The following is a 22,474-nucleotide window of genomic DNA, read 5'->3' as shown; positions in this document are numbered from 1 at the left end:
ATGGGTAAATTAGCGATTATCTTTCCTGGACAAGGTTCTCAAACAGTTGGGATGGGAAAAGTCTTTGCAGAGACAAACAAGGAAGTTCAATCTGTTTTTGAACAAGCGGACAAAAAATTAGGGTTTTCTCTATCTAATCTTATTTTTGAAGGCCCGCAAGATGAGTTAACGAAAACAACTAACACTCAACCTGCGCTTTTAACAACATCCATTGCGCTTTTTGAGCAATTCAAGAAAGCTGAGATAAAAGCAGACTATATGGCTGGGCATAGCTTAGGTGAATACACAGCATTGGTAGCTGCTGGAGCGATTGGTTTTGAGGATGGAGTGTATGCGGTTCGTAAACGTGGTGAGTTTATGGAAGAAGCTGTACCCAATCGGGAAGGTACGATGGCGGCGGTATTAGGTCTAGACCGTGATACTTTGGCAGAAGCGGTAGAAAAAGCAGCGGCTGAAGGAGACATAGTAGGCCTAGCGAATATGAATTGCCCTGGCCAAATCGTTATTTCAGGCTCTAGAAAAGGAGTGGAACTTGCATCCCAGTTTGCAAAGGAAGCTGGAGCAAAACGAGTTCTTCCGCTTGAAGTTAGTGGGCCATTTCATTCGCAACTTATGAAGCCAGCATCAGGTCGTTTGCGTGAAGTGTTAGACGGAATATCAATCAGTGAAGCGACTGTTCCTGTCATCGCCAATGTGAATGCACAAGAAATGACTGGCGCTGAGGAAATTAAAGAGCGATTGCTTGAGCAGCTTTACTCACCTGTGTTATGGGAAGATAGCGTGAAGCATATGATTGAACTTGGTGTAGATACTTTTGTTGAAATCGGACCTGGGAAAGTGTTGTCTGGTTTAGTAAAGAAAGTGGAACGTTCTGTTCAAACCTATTCAATTTCTGATGAAGAAACGCTACTGGCAACGATTAATGCATTAAAGGAGAGAACAGTATGAAGCTTTTAGGAAAAGTGGCACTTGTTACAGGTGCTTCACGTGGAATCGGAAGAGACATTGCTATTGAACTAGCAAAAGCGGGCGCAAATGTTGCGGTTAACTACGCTGGAAGTGAAGCTCGTGCAAATGAAGTGGTTCAAGAAATTCAAAGTCTTGGAAGAGAAGCATTTGCCGTTCAATGTGATGTTGCTAATGGAGAGTCCGTTGCGGAGATGGTGAAGCAAACGATAGACCGTTGGGGAAGTCTAGATATTCTTGTCAATAATGCAGGAATCACTAGAGATAACTTAATTATGCGTATGAAGGAAGACGAATGGGACGATGTTATTAATACAAACCTAAAAGGTGTGTTCCTTTGTACAAAGGCCGTTACTCGTCAAATGATGAAGCAGAAGAGTGGCAGAATTATTAATATTTCTTCCGTTGTCGGGGAAAGCGGGAACGCTGGTCAAGCCAACTATGTGGCAGCAAAGGCTGGAGTAATCGGTTTAACGAAGACGACAGCAAAGGAACTTGCTCCTCGTGGGATCACGGTTAATGCTGTTGCACCTGGTTTTATTACGACTGATATGACAGATAAGCTAACCGATGAGATTAAAGAGGGAATGTTAAAGATGATTCCACTGGCTAAGTTTGGTGAACCGAAGGATATTGCCAATGCAGTTACGTTTTTAGCATCTGATGACAGCAGCTATATTACAGGACAAACAATCCATGTTAACGGCGGAATGGTCATGTAACTGAAAATTCATCGTTTATTAATTTTAGGAAATACACTATAATGTCCCTTGAGGGGAGGTGAAAAGCATGGCAGATGTATTAGAGCGCGTAACGAAGATTATCGTTGACAGACTTGGAGTAGAAGAAAATCAAGTGACTCTTGAAGCTTCTTTCAAGGATGATCTTGGTGCTGATTCCCTTGACGTAGTAGAACTAGTTATGGAATTAGAGGACGAGTTTGATATGGAAATCTCTGACGATGATGCTGAAAAGATTTCTACAGTGGGTGACGCTGTGAATTACATAAAAAGTACTCAATAATCGTTAGAATGTATGAAAAAGCTCCGCAGCTATGCGGGGCTTTCTTCTGTTGTAAATAAAAATTGAAAAACCTTCAATCTTCCTTTGCGTTTTTAAGAACTTTTACGTAAACTTGATATGGTATGTAAACTATTAGCAAGGTGGAGGCAAAATGAGCAAGTACGGAAAAGAAAGAGAGAAACGTAGCTTTCGCTCTTATGATAAATTATTTAAAGAATTTCAAGCAGAACAAGGAATTAACTTTACAGACGAGAAGCTATTAAAACAAGCATTTACCCATTCATCATATGTGAATGAGCATCGTAGAAAGCCCTATGAAGATAATGAGAGGCTTGAATTTTTAGGAGACGCTGTATTAGAATTAACCGTTTCACAATTCCTTTACAAGAAATACCCGATGATGAGCGAAGGAGAGTTGACGAAGCTGCGTGCAGCTGTTGTTTGTGAGCCCTCTTTAGTAAGGTTTGCAAACGAACTTTCTTTTGGGAAACTAGTGCTTCTTGGAAAAGGGGAAGAAATGACAGGTGGACGTGAGCGTCCAGCACTGTTAGCGGATGTGTTTGAGGCATTTATTGGTGCACTCTTTTTGGACAAAGGAATTGAAACAGTGATTGGATTTTTAGAAAGAGTTGTATTTCCTAAAATTAACGAAGGTGCTTTTTCTCATGTGATGGATTTTAAAAGTCAGCTGCAAGAGCTTGTACAAAGAGATGGAATTGGTACAATCGAATACAAAATTTTACTAGAGCGAGGACCGGCCCATAACAGGGAGTTTGTCTCAAAGGTTTGTTTAAACAACGAAGAGCTTGGACAAGGTACAGGGAGATCAAAGAAAGAAGCGGAGCAGCATGCTGCACAAATGGCTTTAGAAAAGATCAAATCTCACCTTAATGGAGCAAAAGAACAGCTAGAAGAAAAACAACAGGAGTAGAGATAAAGGGGGAAAAGCTGTGTATCTCAAACGTTTGGATGTAGTCGGATTCAAGTCGTTTGCTGAGAGAATTGGGGTCGATTTTGTCCCGGGTGTCACAGCAGTGGTTGGTCCAAATGGAAGCGGAAAAAGTAATATCACCGATGCGATTCGTTGGGTGTTAGGAGAGCAGTCAGCGAAATCGCTTCGTGGCACAAAGATGGAGGATATTATCTTTGCTGGTAGTGATTCGCGAAAAGCATTGAATTTTGCTGAAGTAACGTTGACGTTGGATAATGAAGATCAAGCATTACCGATTGAATACAATGAGGTAAGTGTCACTAGACGTGTGTATCGCTCTGGAGATAGTGAGTTTCAAATCAATAAGCAAACATGCAGGCTAAAAGATATCGTTGATTTGTTTATGGACTCTGGATTAGGGAGAGAAGCGTTTTCGATCATCAGCCAAGGAAAAGTAGAAGAAATATTAAACAGCAAGGCCGAAGAAAGAAGAACGATCTTTGAAGAGGCTGCTGGTGTTCTAAAATATAAAAATCGTAAAAAGAAAGCTGAGTCAAAGCTAACAGAAACTCAGGATAATTTAAATCGTGTGAGTGATATCTTGCATGAACTAGAAACGCAAGTAGAGCCACTTAAAATTCAAGCGTCGATTGCAAAGGATTTTCTGCAGCAAAAAGAAGAGCTCGAAAAGATTGAAGTAGCGGTAACGGTGCACGAAATTGAGGATCTTCATGAAAAGTGGGAAAAGCTGACTAGTCAGCTTGAACAGCATAAAGAGGATGAAATGAATCTATCTATCGTTATTCAATCGAAGGAAGCTAGGATTGTAGAAATGAGAGATCATATGGCGGCCCTCGATGAATCGATTACCGATTTGCAGGACGTTCTACTGCGTGTTAGTGAGGAGCTTGAAAAGGTTGAAGGCAGAAAAGAGGTTCTAAAAGAGAGAAAGAAAAATGCTTGGCAAAACAAAGAGCAGCTTAGAAAAAGCATAGAAGAAGTTTCTCTGAAAATCCAAGAGTTAACCTCGCTTCAACTTGAGCAAGAGGAAAGCTACCAGCGTATGAATGATGAGGTACTCTCTCTTAAAAAACTGTTAAAAGAAAAGCAGGAAGTTCTCGCATCGTTTAGTGAGAATATTGAAGAGCGAATCGAGTCATTAAAAAGTGATTATATTGAAATTTTAAACAGACAAGCATCTAGTAAGAATGAGCTTCAAAACACAGAAAAGCAACTTGGACAGCAAGGTGTGAAAAACACAAGATTAGAAGCTGATAACGAAAAGTATCTTCAAGAAAGACGTGTTATTTCCATTCGTAAGCAGGAAATTGAAGCTAGTATTGCTGGTGTTCAAAAAAATCTTGAAGAACAAGTGCATGTATTTAGAGAAGAGCAGAAAAAGCTAGAGAACTTGAAGAATAAGTATCAAAAGCAAGAAACTCAGCTTTATCAAGCATATCAATTTTTACAAAAAGCAAAGTCTAGAAAAGATATGCTAGAAGAGATGGAAGATGACTATTCTGGTTTTTTCCAAGGAGTAAAGGAAGTATTAAAGGCAAGAGATGGCAAACTTTCTGGGATTGAGGGGGCTGTCGCCGAGCTTATCCAAGTACCTAAATCGTATGAAGTTGCGATTGAGACTGCTTTAGGCGCTGCGATGCAGCATGTAGTCGTTGCGAATGAGGAAAATGGGAGAAAAGCAATTCTCTATTTAAAGCAAAACTCCTTTGGACGAGCAACATTCCTGCCTCTTAGTGTCATAAGAGGGAAGAGTCTATCAAGTAGTCAGCTTCAGGCACTAAAAGGGCATCGATCTTATGTAGGAGTAGCGAAGGATTTAATTGGGTTTGATCAAAAATATGAAGAAATCTTTTCAAATCTTTTAGGTACGGTGGTTATCACGAAGGACTTAAAGGGTGCGAACGAGCTCGCTAAGCTTTTACAATATCGATGTCGATTTGTTACGACAGATGGGGATATCGTAAACCCAGGTGGTTCGATGACTGGTGGTGCAGTAAAGGCAAATACATCTTCGCTACTGAGCCGTAAAGGTGAGCTTGAAGAGTTAAAAGGTAAACTAGTGGGAATGGAAGCTCAAACACATGAGCTAGAAGCTCAGGTGAAGGAGCTTAAATCTTCTATCACAACTCAGGAGCAAAAGCTTGAGGATATTCGAAAACAAGGGGAGGATCTTCGCCTTCTCGAGCAATCGAAAAAGGGTGACCTCAGAGAAATTGAGATTGAAGAAAAAAATATCAATGAAAAGCTAAAAATCTATGATCTCGACATGTCTCAATTTTTACAAGACCAGACGCATTTGTCTTCACGTAAAGTTGAGTTAACGGAATTGCTATCAACGTATGCGAATGAACTAGCCGAACTTGATAGGCAAATTCAAGCATTATCAGAAAAGAAATCTTCGCAAAATAGTTCTAAAGAATCAGTGGTCAATGAAATTGGGGAACTGAAGGTGAAGCTCGCTGCACTAATGGAGCAGCATCACGGGTTGTCCGAAAAGCTTGAAGCAACAAGAGCATCTCTTTTAGAGCATACGAAACGACATGAAACGTATGAAGAGGATTTATCCTTGTTATCAACGGAGATGAACTCTAGTAGTTCAGGGGAACAGCTCTTGGAACAAGAGGCTTCCAAAAAGCTGCAAGATAAAAATGAAACCATCTCTATGATTTCTTCACGGCGTGAAGAACGATTGAAGCTTCACAGTACCTTAGAGGATTCTGAGGTTGAATTAAGAGAGCTTTTAAGACAGCATAAGGGTTTAACACTTGCGCTTAAGGATGAAGAAGTAAAGCTAGGGCGTCTCGATGTGGAGTTAGAAAACAGACTTTCTCACCTCCGAGAAGAGTACCTGCTGTCATTTGAAGCGGCGAAAGAAGAGTATCCTCTCGTTCTACCGGTTGAGGAGGCTCGTAAAAAAGTAAAGCTGATTCGTCTTGCAATCGAAGAGCTCGGAGTCGTAAACATCGGTGCAATTGAAGAATATGAGCGTGTCTCCGAACGCTACGAATTCTTGCTCGAGCAGAAAAATGACCTGCAGGAAGCAAAGGATACATTGTTCCAGGTTATCGATGAAATGGACGAAGAAATGAAGAAGCGATTTGAGCAAACTTTCTACGGAATTCGTTCGCATTTTGAATTTGTTTTCCAAGCATTGTTTGGCGGAGGAAGAGCAGACTTAAAGTTAACGAACCCAGAAGACTTATTAAATACAGGGGTAGAAATCGTTGCACAACCACCAGGGAAAAAGCTGCAGAATTTAGGACTCTTATCCGGTGGAGAGCGATCGCTTACAGCAATTGCTCTATTGTTCTCCATTTTAAAAGTTAGACCTGTACCATTTTGTATTCTCGATGAAGTAGAAGCTGCTTTAGACGAGGCCAATGTGTATCGTTTTAGCCAATATTTAAAACGATACAGTGCCGAAACGCAGTTTATCGTTATTACTCACCGAAAAGGCACAATGGAAGAAGCGGATGTGCTTTACGGGGTAACGATGCAGGAGTCGGGGGTTTCAAAGCTTGTTTCTGTTAGATTGGAAGAAACAAAAGAATTGATTGAAACGTAAAGGACGTGTGAGTTTTGAGTTTTTTTAAAAAGCTAAAAGAAAAAATTACAAAGCAAACGGATGCAGTAACCGAAAAGTTTAAGGATGGCTTGACAAAAACGAGAGACAATTTTTCAGGCAAAGTAAATGATCTTGTTGCTCGCTATCGGAAAGTTGACGAAGACTTTTTCGAGGAGCTAGAGGAGATCTTAATTGGCGCCGATGTGGGCTTCGATACTGTCATGGAACTGATTGATGAGCTAAAAATGGAAGTTAAGCGTAAAAACATTCAAGACCCAGCAGCCGTTCAGGCTGTCATCTCTGAGAAGCTTGTTGACATCTACAAGGGTGATGAGGAAGAAGAAGTTAATACGATTAATATCCAAGAGGGCTTAACGGTTATTTTGTTCGTAGGAGTAAATGGTGTCGGAAAAACAACGACAATCGGAAAGCTTGCACATAAATATAAAAGTGAAGGCAAGAAAGTGTTGTTAGCAGCGGGAGACACCTTCCGTGCCGGGGCAATTGAACAGCTTGAGGTATGGGGAGAAAGAGTCGGAGTGGAAGTGATTAAGCAAAGTGCTGGCTCCGATCCAGCTGCGGTTATGTACGATGCCGTTCAAGCAGCCAAGTCAAGAAACGCAGATATTCTATTGTGTGACACAGCTGGACGACTTCAAAATAAAGTGAACCTGATGAAGGAGCTCGAAAAGGTAAAGCGTGTTATTGAACGTGAAATTCCAGGCGCCCCACATGAAGTACTCCTTGTCCTTGATGCTACGACTGGTCAAAACGCGATGGTCCAAGCAAAAACATTCAAAGAAGCGACAGATGTTAGCGGAATTGTGTTAACGAAGCTTGATGGAACTGCGAAGGGTGGAATTGTTTTAGCGATTCGTAATGAGCTCAAAATTCCAGTAAAGTTTGTAGGTCTAGGTGAAAAAATGGATGACCTTCAACAGTTTGATGCCGAACAATACGTGTACGGATTATTTGCAGACTTAGTTGATATGGAAGTAGAAGAGTAAACGAGTGAAGCCCGGGTTAGAATACCTGGGCTTTTTCTTTGAAAATCGTGGTCTCCCTTGACATTAAACGCCTCTGTGTGTAAACTACAGTATGTAAAGGCTTTTCACTTAACAAAGGGGGATGAGCGATGCTGGAGAAAACAAATAGGATGAATTATTTGTATGACTTTTATCAGTCATTACTTACTCCTAAACAGCAAAGCTATATGTCCCTGTATTATTTGGACGACTATTCGCTAGGCGAAATTGCTGAAGAGTACAATGTCAGTCGTCAAGCGGTCTATGATAATATTAAACGAACAGAAGCGATGCTTGAAGAGTACGAGGAAAAGCTATTATTATTCCAGAAATTTCAGGAGCGTAATAAGCTGCTAGCAAAGCTCAAGGATTCTTTATCAGATGACACGCAGCTAGAGCTAATAGCACAGCTTGAGAAATTAGACTAGGAGGCGGCCTAAAGATGGCATTTGAAGGATTAGCCGACCGACTGCAAAATACGATCCAAAAAATTCGCGGCAAAGGGAAAGTCAATGAGGCCGATGTTAAAGAAATGATGCGCGAGGTGCGCTTAGCTCTTTTAGAGGCGGACGTTAACTTTAAGGTTGTCAAAGAGTTCGTCAAAAAAGTAAGCGAGCGTGCTGTTGGTCAGGAAGTCATGCAAAGCTTAACACCTGGACAACAGGTCATTAAAGTGGTTAAGGAAGAACTGACAAACTTGATGGGCGGAGAACAAAGCAAAATTGCTGTCTCTAATCGTCCGCCAACCGTTATTATGATGGTTGGATTGCAAGGGGCAGGGAAAACGACGACTACAGGGAAGCTTGCTAACCTGATTCGAAAAAAATATAACCGCAATCCGTTATTAGTTGCGGCCGATATTTATCGTCCTGCTGCTATTAAGCAGCTAGAAACGCTTGGAAAGCAGCTCAGCATGCCGGTATTTTCACTTGGTGATCAAGTAAGTCCGGTTGAGATCGCTAAGCAAGCGATTCAAAAGGCGAAAGAGGACCATCATGACTACGTTTTAATTGACACTGCTGGTCGTTTGCATGTCGATGAAGCCCTTATGGGAGAATTAAAAGAGATTAAAGAACTCACAAACCCGGATGAAATCTTTCTCGTTGTCGATGCGATGACAGGTCAAGACGCTGTGAACGTAGCTTCAAGCTTTAATGAACAGCTTGGACTTACTGGGGTCGTCCTAACGAAGCTCGACGGAGACACTCGAGGAGGAGCCGCCCTCTCTATCCGTTCCGTAACGAATACACCGATTAAGTTTATCGGTCTAGGAGAAAAAATGGATGCCATTGAGACGTTCCATCCAGAACGAATGGCTTCACGGATCCTCGGAATGGGCGACGTCTTAACGTTAATCGAAAAGGCACAGGCTAATGTCGATGAAGCAAAGGCAAAAGAGCTTGAACAAAAAATGCGTACAGCTTCGTTTACATTTGATGACTTTTTAGATCAGCTTGGACAAGTTCGTAATATGGGGCCTCTTGATGAACTATTAAAGATGATGCCTGGTGCGAACAAAATTAAAGGCCTGAATAATCTGCAAATCGATGAAAAGCAAATTTCTCATGTAGAAGCGATCATCCAGTCTATGACAAAGGAAGAAAAAACTCATCCAGAAATCATTAATGCTGGACGAAGAAAGCGGATTGCAAAGGGAAGCGGAACTTCAGTACCTGAAGTAAACCGTCTTTTAAAGCAATTTGAAGACATGAAGAAGATGATGAAACAGATGTCGGGTATGCAGGGCAAGGCTAAGAAAAAGGGCGGATTTAAGCTTCCGTTTAACCCTTTTTAAGCCTGAAAAAACAGGAAAATAATAGTGACAAGAAAAAAGACTTTACAAACTAAAAAACAATTGATATTATACTATCTTGTGTGAAACTATTCGGAGGTGCTTATTTAAAATGGCAGTTAAAATTCGTTTAAAGCGTATGGGAGCAAAAAAATCTCCTTTTTATCGTATTGTAGTAGCAGATTCTCGTTCACCACGTGATGGACGTTTCATTGAAACAGTTGGAACTTACAACCCAGTTGCTGAGCCAGCTATCGTTGAAATCAACGAAGACTTAGCGTTAAAATGGTTAAAAGACGGCGCAAAGCCATCTGACACAGTTCGTAACTTGTTCTCTAAACAAGGCCTTATGGAAAAATTCCATAACGCAAAATTAAGCAAGTAATCTGCAGATAATGAAAGAGCTCATCGAAACCATTGTCAAGGCACTTGTTGATCTTCCAGACGAAGTTCGTGTAACCGAGCTGGAAGAAGCCGACAAAATTACGTATCAACTAGCTGTTCACAAAACAGATATGGGGAAAGTAATCGGAAAACAAGGCCGTGTCGCAAAAGCTATTCGAACTGTTGTCTATTCAGCAGGAGCATCACAGCAGAAGAAAGTTTACCTAGAAATTATTGAATAAATGCTACTGGAGAAGGAGGGGACAACCCTCCTTTTTTCGTAGTTATTTCTGAAGGGGGATGCGGTCCATGAACATTCTTCAAACCGTCGTGGTAAAGCAAGTATTAACGGAAACTAGCAAACAAGTATTGCTAAGCAAGTTTGAACTTGAGAAAAGCCAACTTCAGAAGGAATCAGAACAGCTTCGTTTTGAAATGAGGAAGCTTGAAAAATCAAAGAAAATGACCGTTAACCCATTTAAGAATCGATTCGAAAATGAGATTCATACAAGATTAGAAAAGATTAAGCTACTTGATTTTAAAATAGAACAATTACATATGCTACCTTTAGGAAGCGAATTAAAGGAAAAGGAATGCCAAGCGATCGTGGAAGTGAATGTAGGTGACGCTTGGGAGGATATCCAGACTGAAAAAACGATTATCATCAAGGACGGAATCGTTGATGAAATTCGGTAGTTTGAGGTGAAGATAATGGAAAAATGGTTTAATGTCGGAAAGATTGTTAATACGCATGGTATCAAAGGGGAAGTTCGAGTAATATCACAGACTGACTTTGCTGATGAACGGTATAAGCCAGGTAATCACGTGTATTTGTTTATGCCTAACTCAAAGGAGCCAATTAAGCTAACGGTTGAATCTCACCGGAAGCACAAATCATTTGATTTATTAACCTTTAGTGGTTACCCAAATGTGAATGATGTGGAGCCGATGAAGGGTGGAATTCTGAAAATCACAGAGGAGCAGCAAGGTGAGCTAGAGGAAAATGAATTTTACTTCCACCAAATTATTGGCTGTCTCGTGTTTACTACACATGGGGAAGAAATCGGGAAGATTCGAGAGATCCTAACCCCTGGAGCCAATGATGTATGGGTGATAAAGGGTAAAGGTGGAAAGGATATTCTCATTCCCTATATTGAACAGATTGTGAAAAAAGTGGATGTGAAGGAAAAGATCGTTTTAATTGAGCCGATGGAAGGGCTGCTATCATGATGAACATAGATGTACTAACCCTGTTTCCTGAAATGTTCCATGGGGTGTTCGGACAATCGATTTTAAAAAAAGCGGCGGAACAGCAGACTGCCCGGTACAATATTGTCAACTTTCGTGAGTTTGCTGATAATAAGCACCAGACGGTGGATGATTACCCTTATGGTGGAGGAGCAGGAATGGTCTTGAAGCCGCAACCGATCTTTGATGCGGTTAAGAGTTGTCAAGAACATGCCAAAACGGCGAAGCCACCACGTGTGGTGTTACTCTGTCCGCAAGGTGAGCGTTATAACCAGAAGAAGGCGGAGGAGCTATCAAAGGAAGAGCATCTAATCTTTGTGTGCGGTCATTACGAGGGATATGACGAGCGAATTAGGCAGCATGTGGTGACAGATGAGATCTCGATTGGTGATTTCGTGTTAACGGGTGGAGAGCTCGGTGCCATGGTCATTATCGATAGTGTGGTTCGTCTGCTTCCGAACGTATTAGGAAAAGAAGAGTCACATTTACAAGATTCTTTTAGCACAGGTTTATTAGAGCATCCTCATTATACACGACCAGCCGATTTTCGCGGGTTAAAGGTACCAGAAGTATTAACATCAGGAAATCACCGTTTAATAGATGAATGGAGAGAGAAAGAGTCTCTTAAGCGTACTTATGATAGGCGCCCAGATTTATTAGACACCTATGAACTGACAGAGAAGCAAAAGAAATGGTTACTAGAATTTCAAAATCAAAAGAAATAGTATTGAAGTTCATTGATATATATGATATGATATTTTTTGTGACTGTGACTAGAGTCTCAGTCTTATAACGATGTTCCGCTGCAATCAGTAAGTGCTTCAGTTATGCATGAGCGTCTGTTGGAAGGAGTTGAAAACGATGCAAAAATTAATCGAAGAAATCACAAAAGAACAACTTCGCTCTGATCTACCTACTTTCCGTCCTGGTGATACTGTACGTGTACACGTTAAAGTTATCGAGGGTACGCGTGAGCGTGTTCAGGTGTATGAAGGTGTTGTGATTAAGCGTCGTGGTGGTGGAATTAGCGAAACTTTCACAGTACGTAAAGTTTCTTATGGTGTAGGCGTTGAGCGTACATTCCCAGTACACACACCAAAAATTGCGAAGCTTGAAGTGATCCGTCGCGGTAAAGTACGCCGTGCGAAACTTTACTACCTACGTAACCTACGTGGTAAAAAAGCTCGTATCAAAGAAATCCGATAAAAAAGAAAAGCAACTGTTTCATGATAAATGGACGATTGCTGGACAAATGCGAAAGGAGCTTGTCATACAAGCTCCTTTTTCGTAGTCTATCTAAGTGTTATTACGTGTATAATAAATACCGATACTGTAAAATAAAAGCTGTACGGCGATAATTAGACGACAAGAACAGTGATTGGTGGGATGTGTTATGGCGAAGAGTAAAAATGAATTATGGGAATGGACAAAGGCACTAATCATTGCGGTGTTATTAGCAGCAATTATTCGATATTTTTTATTTGCACCGATAGTAGTGGATGGGTTATCAATGATGCCGACATTACATGATCAGGACCGTATGATCGTTAATAAATTTAGCTATCAAATTGGGGAACCAGAACGGTTTGATATTATTGTGTTCCATGCCCCTGAAAATAAAGACTACATAAAAAGAGTGATTGGTTTACCAGGAGATAAAATTGAATACAAGGATGATACACTCTATGTAAATGGGAAAGCTTATGAGGAGCCGTACCTTGATGAATTTAAAGAGCAAGTAGTAGATGGTCCTTTAACTGAGCCATTTACATTAGAAGAAATTATCGGTCAAGAAACCGTTCCTGATGGACACCTATTTGTGATGGGAGATAATCGACGATTCAGTAAGGACAGTCGTCATATTGGAACCGTCCCAATGGAGAAGGTGCTAGGAAATACGAGCGTGATTTACTGGCCGATTGAAGACGTGAAAATAGTAAAATAGAAGGAGGGGTGCACCCATGACGATTCAGTGGTTTCCGGGCCATATGGCGAAAGCACGCAGGCAGGTCACGGAAAAGCTAAAACTTGTTGACATCATATTCGAATTAGTGGATGCAAGAATACCGTATTCTTCTAGAAATCCAATGATAGATGAAATTATTCAGCATAAGCCAAGGTTAGTGCTGCTAAATAAGGCGGATATGGCAGATCCAAGGATTACGAAGGAATGGATTCAATTTTTTGGAGAAAAAGGCATCAAGGCACTTGCGATTAATTCTCAAGCAGGAGTGGGAATGAAAGAAATTGTCTCCGCATCCGAATTTATCTTAAAAGAAAAATTCGATCGCATGAAAGCAAAAGGAGTTGTAAGGCCGCGGGCCATTCGAGCGATGATCGTTGGAATCCCGAATGCGGGTAAATCGACGCTTATTAATCGACTTGCGAAAAAGAATATCGCAAAGACGGGCAATACACCTGGTGTGACGAAAGCTCAACAGTGGATCAAAGTAGGCAAGGAGTTAGAGCTATTAGATACACCGGGAATATTATGGCCGAAATTCGAGGACCAAGAAGTAGGCTCAAAGCTTGCATTAACAGGGGCAATTAAAGATGCCATTCTTAATTTACAGGATATTTGTGTTTATGCTCTTCGCTTTTTAGAGCGAGAGTATCCTGAACGCTTAAAGGAACGCTTTCAGCTTGAATATATCCCAGAGGATATTGTAGAGTTCTTTGATGAAATCGGTAAGCGTAGAGGCTGTCTAATGGGCGGTGGCGAGGTAGACTATGACAAAGTAGCTGAATTAGTTATCCGAGAGTTTCGCTCCGAACTATTTGGTCCTATGACGCTAGAAAGACCATCTGACCTTGTTACAAGTGATATAGAAGAGTAAATGGGAAGCCTTCTTTTCGAAGAAGGCTTTATTTTTTTGGTAATATGCCGATATACAAGATATAAGTATTGAAGGGACGTACTTGTTTTGAACAGATTAACGATTGATGAAATTCAAATAAAGTTAGAAACCGTTGAGGATGAAAAAGACCCTTTTCTTATCGATATTCAAAAAGATAGTAGAAAAGGTGTACAGCATTTAGTGAAAAAGTGGATGCAAAAAAAAGAGTTGCTCGAAAAGGCTAGGCTTAAGCTGAACGCAATGAGTGAATATGAGAGATTATATAAAAGCCAAGGTTTTACTTATATAGCTGGAATCGATGAGGTTGGAAGAGGCCCGCTCGCAGGTCCAGTCGTTGCTGCGGCAGTTATTTTACCAGACGACTTTCAGGTTCTGGGAATTGATGATTCAAAAAAATTGACGGAAACCAAGCGTGAGGAGCTTTATGATTTAATCCGTACAGCTGCTGTCTCTATAGGTGTGGGAATTATTGAAGCAAAGGAAATTGATGAAATCAATATCTATGAGGCAACTAAAAAGGCGATGTATGCGGCCTTAAACGAATTACATATCAGTCCTGATTTTCTATTAGTGGATGCCATGAAGCTAACGACGCCAGTCCCATCAGAAGCCATTATTAAAGGGGATAGCAAAAGCATTTCTATCGCAGCTGCTAGCATCATCGCAAAAGTCACCAGAGACAGGATGATGAAAGAGATCGCCCTAAGTTATCCCGAATACCGATTTGAACAAAATATGGGGTATGGGACAAAGGAACATATTGAAGCGTTACAACTTTACGGGGCCACTCCGCATCACAGAAAATCATTCGCACCTGTTAAAGAGTTAAACAATCGATAAACTAGAGAGGAGGGAACTCACTTGATACAAGCTAATCTTGTTCAAACAATGATTAATCGCCCAGAATCTATAGAGGGAAACAAACAAAATTTTCGGGCTGGACAAGTATTTCAAGGAAAGGTATTGAAGCTTTTTCCTAATCAAACTGCAGAAGTGCAAGTGGGTTCTCAAAAGGTAATCGCCCAGTTAGAAATCCCACTTTCAGCAGGGGAACGATATTGGTTTCAAGTACAACAAGGAGAAGGACAGGTTCGTCTAAAGGTACTAACGGAAGGAAAAGGGACAGGGAATGCCAACTTAGAAGGACTATTAAAGCAGTTCTCCATCCCTGAAACAAAAACGAGTATCGCGATATTACGTTTTTTTCTTAGTGAACAGCTCCCAATCACAAAAGAATCCATTTCAATGGCAAATAGCCTATTTCAAGGGAAAACGGTGACGAAGGAGGACTTGGAGGCAATTAAGCAGTTGATCAGTCGGGAACTGCCTTTAACAAAGGCGACGTTTGATGCGGTTCGATCAACGATAAATAGTCCTTCGTTTCATTCTGTCATAACTTCCCTCAAGAATGAGCTAGACGCTCTAGATACCCTGCCACAAACAGGGACACGTTTAAAAGTGGCTATAGAGCCGTATATCCAAACAGGGAAAGAAAAGCTCTCTGCTCAAGTGCTACAGGAGATAGTTAGAGGTTGGACACTGGCCAAGGACTCATTCGCCTCGCAACAGTCATTGAAAGCATTGCAGCAAACGGGGATCTTACCTATTGAGGATGAACATAACATCTTGCAACAAGCCGCTAAAAGGCTAATTGGACTTTCAGAAGGAAATGCACAGGTTCAGCTACCTGGAATGGATCGAACGGCAAAACAAGTTTCGGCACTGATAACAGCAGGAAATACAGAAGATGTATCGACAGTATTGAAAAACTGGATCGGTGGGATCATGAAGGATTCTCATGTAAGCAATCAAACGATAAAGCAATTATTCAACTTATTATCACCAAACATGGATTCGGCCACATTTGACGAAGCGGTTTCCTCCCTAGTGAGTAAGGCCGGAATAGATGCTAATAAAGCTCTTAATAAAGAATTGACACTAGAGCTGCAAGCGGTACTTCCACAGGTAGACAGAGAGCCAGTTGAAGAGTTTAAATCATTGTTAAAATCAGGTATACAAACGCTAGGACTTTCTCATGAATCTGAGTCATTTGATATGATAAAAGGAAAAGTGTCTGATGAAGGTGTAAAAGTAGAGAATGTGAAATCGTTATTGATTCAGTTACTGAATGAAGATATTCCGACCAAGGTAAAGGATACAGCAGAAGCTTTACTGAACCGGTTAACAGGAATACAACTCATGTCATCAGATACAACTCCAGTCCAGCAAATTGTCATGCAGATTCCACTTGTTATAATGAATAAGCAGACCGATCTTACCATTCAGTGGAATAGTAGAAAGGACGCCAATGGAAAAATTGACCCAAGCTATTGTCGTGTCCTTTTTTACTTAGAGTTAGAGCACATGAATGAAACGATCATCGATATGCAAATTCAGAATCGAATCATGAAAATTACGATTATCAATGATCATGAAAATATTAAACAACTTTCCTCCCCCTATTTAGCTAGTTTAAAAGATAGCTTACAAAAGCTAGACTACCAGCTTTCGAATGTTAGCTTTCAAACCCAGGCTGATAGAGCCGTTGTCAAAACGAAAAAAGCAACCATTTCTAGTCCATTGACCTCATCTTATAGTGGAGTGGATATAAAAATATGATAAATGAAAAGCATAAAAGAAAAGAAGCGGTTGCCTTAAGTTATGAAGCAACAAAAAATGACTCGCCAAAGGTGATTGCGAAAGGAAAAGGAATAGTAGCTGATAATATTCTAGAGAAGGCAAAGGAGAATAATATTCCAATCCAAGAAGACCCAACGCTAATTGAGTTACTAAGTAAATTAAATATAAATGACAGCATCCCAGAAGAGCTGTATCAAGCAGTGGCTGAAGTGTTTGCATTTGTTTATCGCACAGATAAAGAAGTAGGAAAAAGTAAATCTTAAATTCTACTTCTTTTATTTTTTTATTTCTGAATAATTTAATATTTTGTGTGAAATAGTAGACAAGGTATGTGTTGTTATATAAAATGAAAGCGCAGTCTTGTTTTTTTAGATATAAAATGATCAAAGGGAAAAATGAATGCAGGCAGGATTGCAGGAAAAAGTGTAGAATATCTTTATTGCTGCAATAGCCAAAAGCAAGATTAGAAGGAGGATGGGAAATGAATATCCATGAGTACCAAGGGAAAGAAATCCTCAGAAAATACGGGGTTGCTGTTCCAAATGGGAAGGTAGCATTTACAGTTGAAGAAGCGGTGGAAGCTGCAAAGGAACTTGGAACACAAGTTTGTGTAGTAAAAGCCCAAATCCATGCAGGTGGACGTGGAAAAGCAGGTGGGGTTAAGGTTGCCAAAAGCTTGGATGAAGTCCGTACATATGCGAGCGAAATTCTCGGAAAAACACTCATCACTCACCAAACTGGTCCTGAAGGGAAAGAAGTAAAGCGCCTTTTAATTGAAGAAGGCTGTGACATTAAGAAAGAGTACTATATTGGTTTAGTACTAGATCGTGCCACTTCACGTGTTGTATTAATGGCTTCAGAAGAAGGTGGTACAGAAATCGAGGAGGTAGCAGAAAAAACTCCTGAGAAAATCTTCAAAGAAGTGATTGACCCAGTTGTTGGTTTAACAGGCTACCAAGCTCGTCGTATTGCATTTAATATTAATATTCCAAAAGAATTAGTAAATAAAGCAGTTAAGTTTATGATGGGCTTATACCAAGCGTTTGTTGAAAAAGATTGCTCAATCGCTGAAATTAACCCGCTTGTTGTAACAGGTGATGGAAATGTAATGGCGTTAGACGCAAAGCTAAACTTTGATTCAAATGCATTATTCCGTCAAAAAGACGTGTTAGAGTATCGTGACCTTGACGAGGAAGATGCAAAGGAAATTGAGGCATCGAAATACGACCTAAGCTATATTTCTTTAGATGGAAATATTGGCTGCATGGTTAATGGTGCTGGTCTTGCTATGGCTACAATGGACATCGTAAAGCATTACGGTGGAGATCCTGCAAACTTCCTTGATGTTGGGGGCGGAGCAACAGCTGAAAAGGTAACAGAAGCATTCAAAATCATCCTTTCTGATAAAAATGTAAAAGGTATTTTTGTAAATATCTTTGGCGGAATTATGAAGTGTGACGTTATTGCTACTGGTGTTGTAGAAGCTGCTAAGCAGGTTGGTCTAAACGTACCTTTAGTTGTTCGTTTGGAAGGAACAAATGTTGAGCTTGGTAAGAAGATTCTCGCTGAATCAGATATCAACATTATTGCTGCTGAATCTATGGCTGACGGCGCACAAAAAATCGTTTCATTAGTATAAGGAAGGGGAATTGATGTGAGCGTATTTATTAATAAAGATACTAAAGTGATAGTTCAAGGGATTACTGGTTCGACAGCCCTTTTCCATACAAAACAAATGCTGGAATACGGTACGCAAATTGTTGCTGGTGTAACACCTGGTAAAGGTGGTACTGAGGTAGAGGGTGTGCCTGTATTTAACACGGTTGCAGATGCTGTAAAGGCTACTGGAGCGAATGCTTCCGTTATTTACGTGCCTGCTCCATTTGCTGCGGATGCCATTTTAGAAGCAGTTGATGCAGAGCTTGATTTAGCGATTTGTATCACCGAGCATATTCCAGTTTTAGATATGGTGAAGGTAAAACGCTACATGGAAGGGAAAAAGACTCGCCTAGTCGGTCCTAACTGCCCAGGTGTTATTACTCCTGATGAGTGTAAGATTGGTATTATGCCAGGATATATCCATACAAAGGGCCATGTTGGCGTTGTATCACGTTCTGGAACCCTTACGTACGAAGCGGTTCATCAATTATCACAAGCGGGTGTGGGCCAATCTACAGCAGTTGGTATTGGTGGGGATCCCGTTAACGGAACAAACTTCATCGATGTGTTAAAAGCATTTAATGAAGACCCAGAAACGTATGCCGTAATTATGATCGGTGAAATTGGTGGAACTGCTGAGGAAGAAGCAGCAGAATGGGTAAAAGCAAACATGACTAAGCCGGTAGTTGGTTTCATCGGTGGTCGTACGGCACCTCCAGGAAAGCGTATGGGCCATGCTGGTGCGATTATTTCAGGTGGAAAAGGGACAGCTGATGAAAAGATTCGTGTGATGAATGAATGCGGAATCCAAGTCGCTGATACACCTTCGGTTATGGGAGAAACATTAATTAAAGTACTAAAAGAAAAAGGTCTCTACGATCAATGTAAAACTCACTAAAAATTCAAATAGTCCCTCTTTTTAGAGGGACTATTTGTGATATTATTAAAATACTATTCCTAAAGGAGGTTATCAATTTTGGAATCTTTTTCATTACGATTGTGCCATTTGTTACATTGTCGTGGCATAGGATGGAAAATGGTTTACCACATTTTAAAGCGTGATCCCGAACTGAAAGATCTATATTCCCCAACTTTCCTCTATCAAGTCCATGAACTTCCGTCTTCTATCATTCAACCTTTATTTGAAGATCTTCATTCACCAGTTTTACTGGAACAAATCCGCCATTATCAACAAAATGATATTGAGATTATTACTTACTTTGATACAGCATATCCTGAATTATTAAAGGAAACGTATCAGCCTCCGTGGGTATTGTACGCAAAGGGAGATATCTCCCTTCTTGGGAAGCAAACCAAGCTTGCTGTCGTCGGTTCTAGACAGGCGACAGAGTATGGAAAAAGAGCGATTGATCGGTTGTTTCCACCTCTGATTGAAAAGGGAATTATTATCGTAAGCGGGTTAGCCTTAGGTGTTGATACGCTTGCTCATGAAGCAGCCATTCGGTTAGGAGGGAAAACGATAGCGGTCATTGCCGGTGGTATCTATCATATATATCCACAAACGAATCAGAAGCTTGCTCTTAGTATTATGAAAAACCATCTAATGATCTCCGAGTATCCCCCTAATACGACTCCTTCACGGTGGCAATTTCCAATGAGAAATAGAATTATTAGTGGCATTTCAAAAGGTACATTTATAATAGAAGCAAAAAGAAAAAGCGGCTCGTTAATCACCGCAAATTTTGCCGTTCATGAAGGTCGAGAGGTGTTTGCCCTGCCAGGAAATATTTTTAGTCAGCATTCGACAGGAACAAATGACCTTATTCAGCAAGGAGCAAAGCTTGTTAGAAGCCATGAAGACATACTAAATGAATTATTTTATGCATAATGTTTGTAATTCGGCTGAACATCACATATGATGACAAAAAGGTATGGAAAAGGATAATGTCATCGATTTACCATACTTTTTCACCAATTTTTTATATATTTTTATGAAAAAGGTTGAAATATCGCTCAAACTGTTATACATTTTGCAACAGAAGTTCGAAAATAAAAATACAAATTTTAAATTTAGCAGGCTGAAACCGTTTACGATATATTTGACAAGTTTCAATAAAAAGTTTAATAATAATGAATATTTACAATAAACATTCAATAAGTAAATTTTTATATAATCCCTCTTGAGGAGGACAATAGATGTCGGAGTTTTTAGTAATCGTTGAGTCACCAGCAAAGGCGAAGACGATCGAAAGATACTTAGGAAAAAAATATAAAGTTAAGGCGTCGATGGGACATGTTCGCGATCTTCCCAAAAGTCAGATGGGAGTGGACGTTGAACATGAGTTCGAACCAAAGTATATTACTATACGTGGAAAAGGCCCTGTTCTAAAGGAATTAAAAACAGCTGCAAAAAAAGCAAAGAAAATATATCTAGCGGCTGACCCGGATCGTGAAGGGGAAGCGATAGCTTGGCATTTAGCTCATACGCTAGATGTGGATATCCATTCAGATTGCCGTGTAGTTTTTAATGAAATTACGAAGGATGCAATTAAAGAGTCTTTTAAGCATCCAAGACCAATTAACATGGATTTAGTAGATGCCCAGCAAGCACGTAGAATTTTAGACCGTTTGGTTGGCTACAATATTAGTCCGTTGTTTTGGAAAAAGGTGAAAAAAGGGCTTAGCGCAGGTCGAGTACAATCGGTAGCTGTACGTTTAATTATTGACCGAGAAAACGAAATTAAAGAGTTCATCCCTGAAGAATACTGGACAATTGAAGGTGAATTTTTAAAGGGGACAACAGGTTTTGAAGCTGACTTCTATGGTATAGAAAATCAGCGAATGGAGCTAAAATCAGAAGAAGAGGTAAATGCGATTTTAGCAAAAATGAAAGGGAATAAGTTCGAAGTAACCTCTGTGACCAAAAAAGAACGTAAAAGAAATCCAGCGGTTCCTTTTACAACTTCTTCTCTTCAGCAAGAGGCTGCTAGAAAATTAAACTTCCGAGCAAAAAAGACGATGATGCTAGCCCAACAGCTGTATGAAGGGATCAATTTAGGAAAAGAAGGCACCGTCGGGTTAATTACATACATGAGAACAGATTCAACTAGAATTTCTGAGGTAGCACAAGCAGAAGCAAGTCAGTATATTGAGTCAACTTACGGCGCCAACTTTTTACCTGAGGAAAAGCGTAAAGAAAAAAAAGGTGCTAACACCCAAGATGCTCATGAAGCGATCAGACCAACAAGTACGCTACGTGATCCTGCTAGTATGAAAGAATTCTTGTCACGTGATCAATTGAGGCTTTATAAGTTAATTTGGGAGCGTTTCGTAGCTAGCCAAATGGCACCAGCTGTCATGGACACGATGAGTGTGGATTTGAAAAATGGAGAGGTAATCTTTAGAGCAACCGGATCTAAGGTTAAGTTTCCAGGTTTTATGAAGGTGTATGTCGAAGGGACAGATGATCAAACAGAGGACAAGAACAAAATGCTTCCTGATTTAAAGGAAGGCGATACGGTCCTCAAAAAGGACATCGAACCGAAACAACACTTTACCCAACCGCCGCCAAGATATACGGAAGCTAGATTAGTTAAGACGTTGGAGGAACTTGGGATTGGTCGACCATCGACATTTGCTCCAACACTAGATACCATTCAAAAACGTGGATATGTTACTCTTGATAATAAACGATTTATTCCAACCGAACTTGGAGAGATCGTGCATGAACTCATGGTAGAATTCTTCCCCGATATTTTAGATGTCGAGTTTACCGCAAAAATGGAACAAGACTTAGATAATGTTGAAGAAGGAAAAACAAAATGGGTACGAATTATCGATGAGTTTTATCGAGGGTTTGAGAAGCATTTAGAAAAGGCCGAAAAAGAAATGGAGCAGGTAGAAATTAAAGATGAGCCTGCTGGTGAGGATTGTGAGCATTGCGGACATGAGATGGTCTATAAAATGGGCCGCTATGGAAAGTTCATGGCATGCAGCAATTTCCCGGATTGCCGTAACACAAAAGCAATCGTAAAGGATATCGGTGTAAAATGCCCAAATTGTAAGACTGGAAATATAATAGAAAGAAAAAGTAAAAAGCGTCGAATCTTCTATGGCTGTGATACATTCCCAGAATGTGATTTTATCTCATGGGATAAACCGCTGCCTAGAAATTGCCCGAAATGTGAATCACTATTGATTGAGAAGAAGCTTAAAAAAGGTGTCCAGGTTCAATGCATTAGTTGTGACTACAAGGAAGAGCCACAAAGCTAAGGGTGAGCACTATGCTCACTCTTTTTATTGCTTGAAACTTTATACTTTTTCATTCGTAGTGTAAAATGCAGAAGGAATATGGAGAAGCTAATACAAAAAAAAGATACATACGAGCTATTGGAGGTTCAT

General features: G+C 40.3%; 23 protein-coding genes. All 23 read left to right on the top strand.

The features are described from left to right. The 23 genes from fabD to topA all read left to right on the top strand — a co-directional run bounded on the left by fabD (position 1) and on the right by topA (position 22,345). The gene (gene fabD / locus ACRX5O_RS07960) at positions 1-948 is read left to right on the top strand and encodes an ACP S-malonyltransferase (RefSeq protein WP_433905447.1); all 948 of its coding nucleotides are present in this window, start codon (positions 1-3) and stop codon (positions 946-948) included. Further along, entirely contained in the window at positions 945-1,688 is a 744-nt protein-coding gene (fabG, locus tag ACRX5O_RS07955) for a 3-oxoacyl-[acyl-carrier-protein] reductase (RefSeq protein WP_433905446.1), read from the top strand. Before fabD ends, fabG begins: the two co-directional genes overlap by 4 nt. Before the next feature lie 67 nt (positions 1,689-1,755). Beyond that, positions 1,756-1,989, top strand: a complete 234-nt coding sequence (locus tag ACRX5O_RS07950) for an acyl carrier protein (RefSeq protein WP_119707510.1) — start codon at positions 1,756-1,758, stop codon at positions 1,987-1,989. Between the two features lie 151 nt (positions 1,990-2,140). After that, on the top strand, positions 2,141-2,920 hold the full coding sequence (rnc, locus tag ACRX5O_RS07945; RefSeq protein WP_433905445.1) for a ribonuclease III: 780 nt from the start codon (positions 2,141-2,143) through the stop codon (positions 2,918-2,920). Positions 2,921-2,939: 19 nt separating this feature from the next. Further along, positions 2,940-6,506 (top strand): chromosome segregation protein SMC, encoded by a 3,567-nt coding sequence (gene smc / locus ACRX5O_RS07940; protein WP_433905444.1) that lies wholly within the window; start codon positions 2,940-2,942, stop codon positions 6,504-6,506. A 14-nt stretch (positions 6,507-6,520) separates the two neighbouring features. Then, a complete protein-coding gene (gene ftsY / locus ACRX5O_RS07935; protein ID WP_433905443.1) occupies positions 6,521-7,513 on the top strand; it encodes a signal recognition particle-docking protein FtsY in 993 nt (330 codons plus the stop codon). Between the two features lie 128 nt (positions 7,514-7,641). Continuing rightward, the gene (locus ACRX5O_RS07930) at positions 7,642-7,959 is read left to right on the top strand and encodes a putative DNA-binding protein (RefSeq protein ID WP_066053186.1); all 318 of its coding nucleotides are present in this window, start codon (positions 7,642-7,644) and stop codon (positions 7,957-7,959) included. Between the two features lie 14 nt (positions 7,960-7,973). Beyond that, complete coding sequence (ffh, locus tag ACRX5O_RS07925) at positions 7,974-9,326, top strand: signal recognition particle protein (protein ID WP_066053187.1); 1,353 nt, start codon at positions 7,974-7,976, stop codon at positions 9,324-9,326. Positions 9,327-9,435: 109 nt separating this feature from the next. Beyond that, positions 9,436-9,708, top strand: a complete 273-nt coding sequence (gene rpsP / locus ACRX5O_RS07920; RefSeq protein WP_119707515.1) for a 30S ribosomal protein S16 — start codon at positions 9,436-9,438, stop codon at positions 9,706-9,708. Positions 9,709-9,718: 10 nt separating this feature from the next. Continuing rightward, on the top strand, positions 9,719-9,949 hold the full coding sequence (locus tag ACRX5O_RS07915) for a KH domain-containing protein (RefSeq protein WP_066053193.1): 231 nt from the start codon (positions 9,719-9,721) through the stop codon (positions 9,947-9,949). A 67-nt stretch (positions 9,950-10,016) separates the two neighbouring features. Then, positions 10,017-10,403, top strand: a complete 387-nt coding sequence (locus ACRX5O_RS07910) for a YlqD family protein (protein WP_433905442.1) — start codon at positions 10,017-10,019, stop codon at positions 10,401-10,403. Positions 10,404-10,418: 15 nt separating this feature from the next. Then, positions 10,419-10,937 carry a ribosome maturation factor RimM gene (rimM, locus tag ACRX5O_RS07905; RefSeq protein ID WP_433905441.1) on the top strand — a complete coding sequence of 173 codons (519 nt, stop codon included), beginning with the start codon at positions 10,419-10,421 and terminating at the stop codon, positions 10,935-10,937. Next, entirely contained in the window at positions 10,934-11,680 is a 747-nt protein-coding gene (gene trmD, locus ACRX5O_RS07900; RefSeq protein ID WP_433905440.1) for a tRNA (guanosine(37)-N1)-methyltransferase TrmD, read from the top strand. The genes rimM and trmD overlap by 4 nt, the downstream gene beginning before the upstream one ends. 136 nt (positions 11,681-11,816) lie before the next feature. Next, positions 11,817-12,161 (top strand): 50S ribosomal protein L19, encoded by a 345-nt coding sequence (rplS, locus tag ACRX5O_RS07895; protein WP_066053208.1) that lies wholly within the window; start codon positions 11,817-11,819, stop codon positions 12,159-12,161. A 187-nt stretch (positions 12,162-12,348) separates the two neighbouring features. Next, positions 12,349-12,900 (top strand): signal peptidase I, encoded by a 552-nt coding sequence (gene lepB, locus ACRX5O_RS07890; RefSeq protein WP_433905439.1) that lies wholly within the window; start codon positions 12,349-12,351, stop codon positions 12,898-12,900. Between the two features lie 16 nt (positions 12,901-12,916). Continuing rightward, a complete protein-coding gene (gene ylqF / locus ACRX5O_RS07885; RefSeq protein WP_433905438.1) occupies positions 12,917-13,792 on the top strand; it encodes a ribosome biogenesis GTPase YlqF in 876 nt (291 codons plus the stop codon). An 87-nt stretch (positions 13,793-13,879) separates the two neighbouring features. Then, positions 13,880-14,653, top strand: coding sequence for a ribonuclease HII (rnhB, locus tag ACRX5O_RS07880; RefSeq protein ID WP_433905437.1), 774 nt, complete (start codon positions 13,880-13,882; stop codon positions 14,651-14,653). Between the two features lie 21 nt (positions 14,654-14,674). After that, positions 14,675-16,432 (top strand): TP0910 N-terminal domain-containing protein, encoded by a 1,758-nt coding sequence (locus tag ACRX5O_RS07875; protein WP_433905436.1) that lies wholly within the window; start codon positions 14,675-14,677, stop codon positions 16,430-16,432. Continuing rightward, entirely contained in the window at positions 16,429-16,716 is a 288-nt protein-coding gene (locus ACRX5O_RS07870; RefSeq protein ID WP_433905435.1) for an EscU/YscU/HrcU family type III secretion system export apparatus switch protein, read from the top strand. Before ACRX5O_RS07875 ends, ACRX5O_RS07870 begins: the two co-directional genes overlap by 4 nt. A gap of 218 nt (positions 16,717-16,934) precedes the next feature. Continuing rightward, entirely contained in the window at positions 16,935-18,092 is a 1,158-nt protein-coding gene (sucC, locus tag ACRX5O_RS07865; protein WP_433905434.1) for an ADP-forming succinate--CoA ligase subunit beta, read from the top strand. 15 nt (positions 18,093-18,107) lie between these two features. Continuing rightward, a complete protein-coding gene (gene sucD / locus ACRX5O_RS07860) occupies positions 18,108-19,010 on the top strand; it encodes a succinate--CoA ligase subunit alpha (RefSeq protein WP_433905433.1) in 903 nt (300 codons plus the stop codon). A gap of 78 nt (positions 19,011-19,088) precedes the next feature. Next, positions 19,089-19,961 (top strand): DNA-processing protein DprA, encoded by an 873-nt coding sequence (gene dprA / locus ACRX5O_RS07855; protein WP_433905432.1) that lies wholly within the window; start codon positions 19,089-19,091, stop codon positions 19,959-19,961. A 308-nt stretch (positions 19,962-20,269) separates the two neighbouring features. After that, on the top strand, positions 20,270-22,345 hold the full coding sequence (gene topA, locus ACRX5O_RS07850; protein ID WP_433905431.1) for a type I DNA topoisomerase: 2,076 nt from the start codon (positions 20,270-20,272) through the stop codon (positions 22,343-22,345). Positions 22,346-22,474: the final 129 nt, after the last annotated feature.

This window comes from Robertmurraya mesotrionivorans, assembly GCF_050971805.1.
Lineage (GTDB): Bacteria > Bacillota > Bacilli > Bacillales > Cytobacillaceae > Robertmurraya_A.
This window is presented reverse-complemented; position numbering and strand designations above follow the sequence as displayed.

What these genes read in the sequence shown, in the direction of transcription:
- trmD (WP_433905440.1), top strand. Translation starts at nt 10,934, where the DNA reads ATGATGAACATAGATGTACTAACCCTGTTTCCTGAAATGTTCCATGGG.
- rpsP (WP_119707515.1), top strand. Translation starts at nt 9,436, where the DNA reads ATGGCAGTTAAAATTCGTTTAAAGCGTATGGGAGCAAAAAAATCTCCT.
- ylqF (WP_433905438.1), top strand. Translation starts at nt 12,917, where the DNA reads ATGACGATTCAGTGGTTTCCGGGCCATATGGCGAAAGCACGCAGGCAG.
- ffh (WP_066053187.1), top strand. Translation starts at nt 7,974, where the DNA reads ATGGCATTTGAAGGATTAGCCGACCGACTGCAAAATACGATCCAAAAA.
- ACRX5O_RS07930 (WP_066053186.1), top strand. Translation starts at nt 7,642, where the DNA reads ATGCTGGAGAAAACAAATAGGATGAATTATTTGTATGACTTTTATCAG.
- sucC (WP_433905434.1), top strand. Translation starts at nt 16,935, where the DNA reads ATGAATATCCATGAGTACCAAGGGAAAGAAATCCTCAGAAAATACGGG.
- ACRX5O_RS07870 (WP_433905435.1), top strand. Translation starts at nt 16,429, where the DNA reads ATGATAAATGAAAAGCATAAAAGAAAAGAAGCGGTTGCCTTAAGTTAT.
- ACRX5O_RS07950 (WP_119707510.1), top strand. Translation starts at nt 1,756, where the DNA reads ATGGCAGATGTATTAGAGCGCGTAACGAAGATTATCGTTGACAGACTT.
- lepB (WP_433905439.1), top strand. Translation starts at nt 12,349, where the DNA reads ATGGCGAAGAGTAAAAATGAATTATGGGAATGGACAAAGGCACTAATC.
- rnc (WP_433905445.1), top strand. Translation starts at nt 2,141, where the DNA reads ATGAGCAAGTACGGAAAAGAAAGAGAGAAACGTAGCTTTCGCTCTTAT.
- ACRX5O_RS07910 (WP_433905442.1), top strand. Translation starts at nt 10,017, where the DNA reads ATGAACATTCTTCAAACCGTCGTGGTAAAGCAAGTATTAACGGAAACT.
- ACRX5O_RS07915 (WP_066053193.1), top strand. Translation starts at nt 9,719, where the DNA reads ATGAAAGAGCTCATCGAAACCATTGTCAAGGCACTTGTTGATCTTCCA.
- rplS (WP_066053208.1), top strand. Translation starts at nt 11,817, where the DNA reads ATGCAAAAATTAATCGAAGAAATCACAAAAGAACAACTTCGCTCTGAT.
- topA (WP_433905431.1), top strand. Translation starts at nt 20,270, where the DNA reads ATGTCGGAGTTTTTAGTAATCGTTGAGTCACCAGCAAAGGCGAAGACG.
- fabG (WP_433905446.1), top strand. Translation starts at nt 945, where the DNA reads ATGAAGCTTTTAGGAAAAGTGGCACTTGTTACAGGTGCTTCACGTGGA.
- rimM (WP_433905441.1), top strand. Translation starts at nt 10,419, where the DNA reads ATGGAAAAATGGTTTAATGTCGGAAAGATTGTTAATACGCATGGTATC.
- fabD (WP_433905447.1), top strand. Translation starts at nt 1, where the DNA reads ATGGGTAAATTAGCGATTATCTTTCCTGGACAAGGTTCTCAAACAGTT.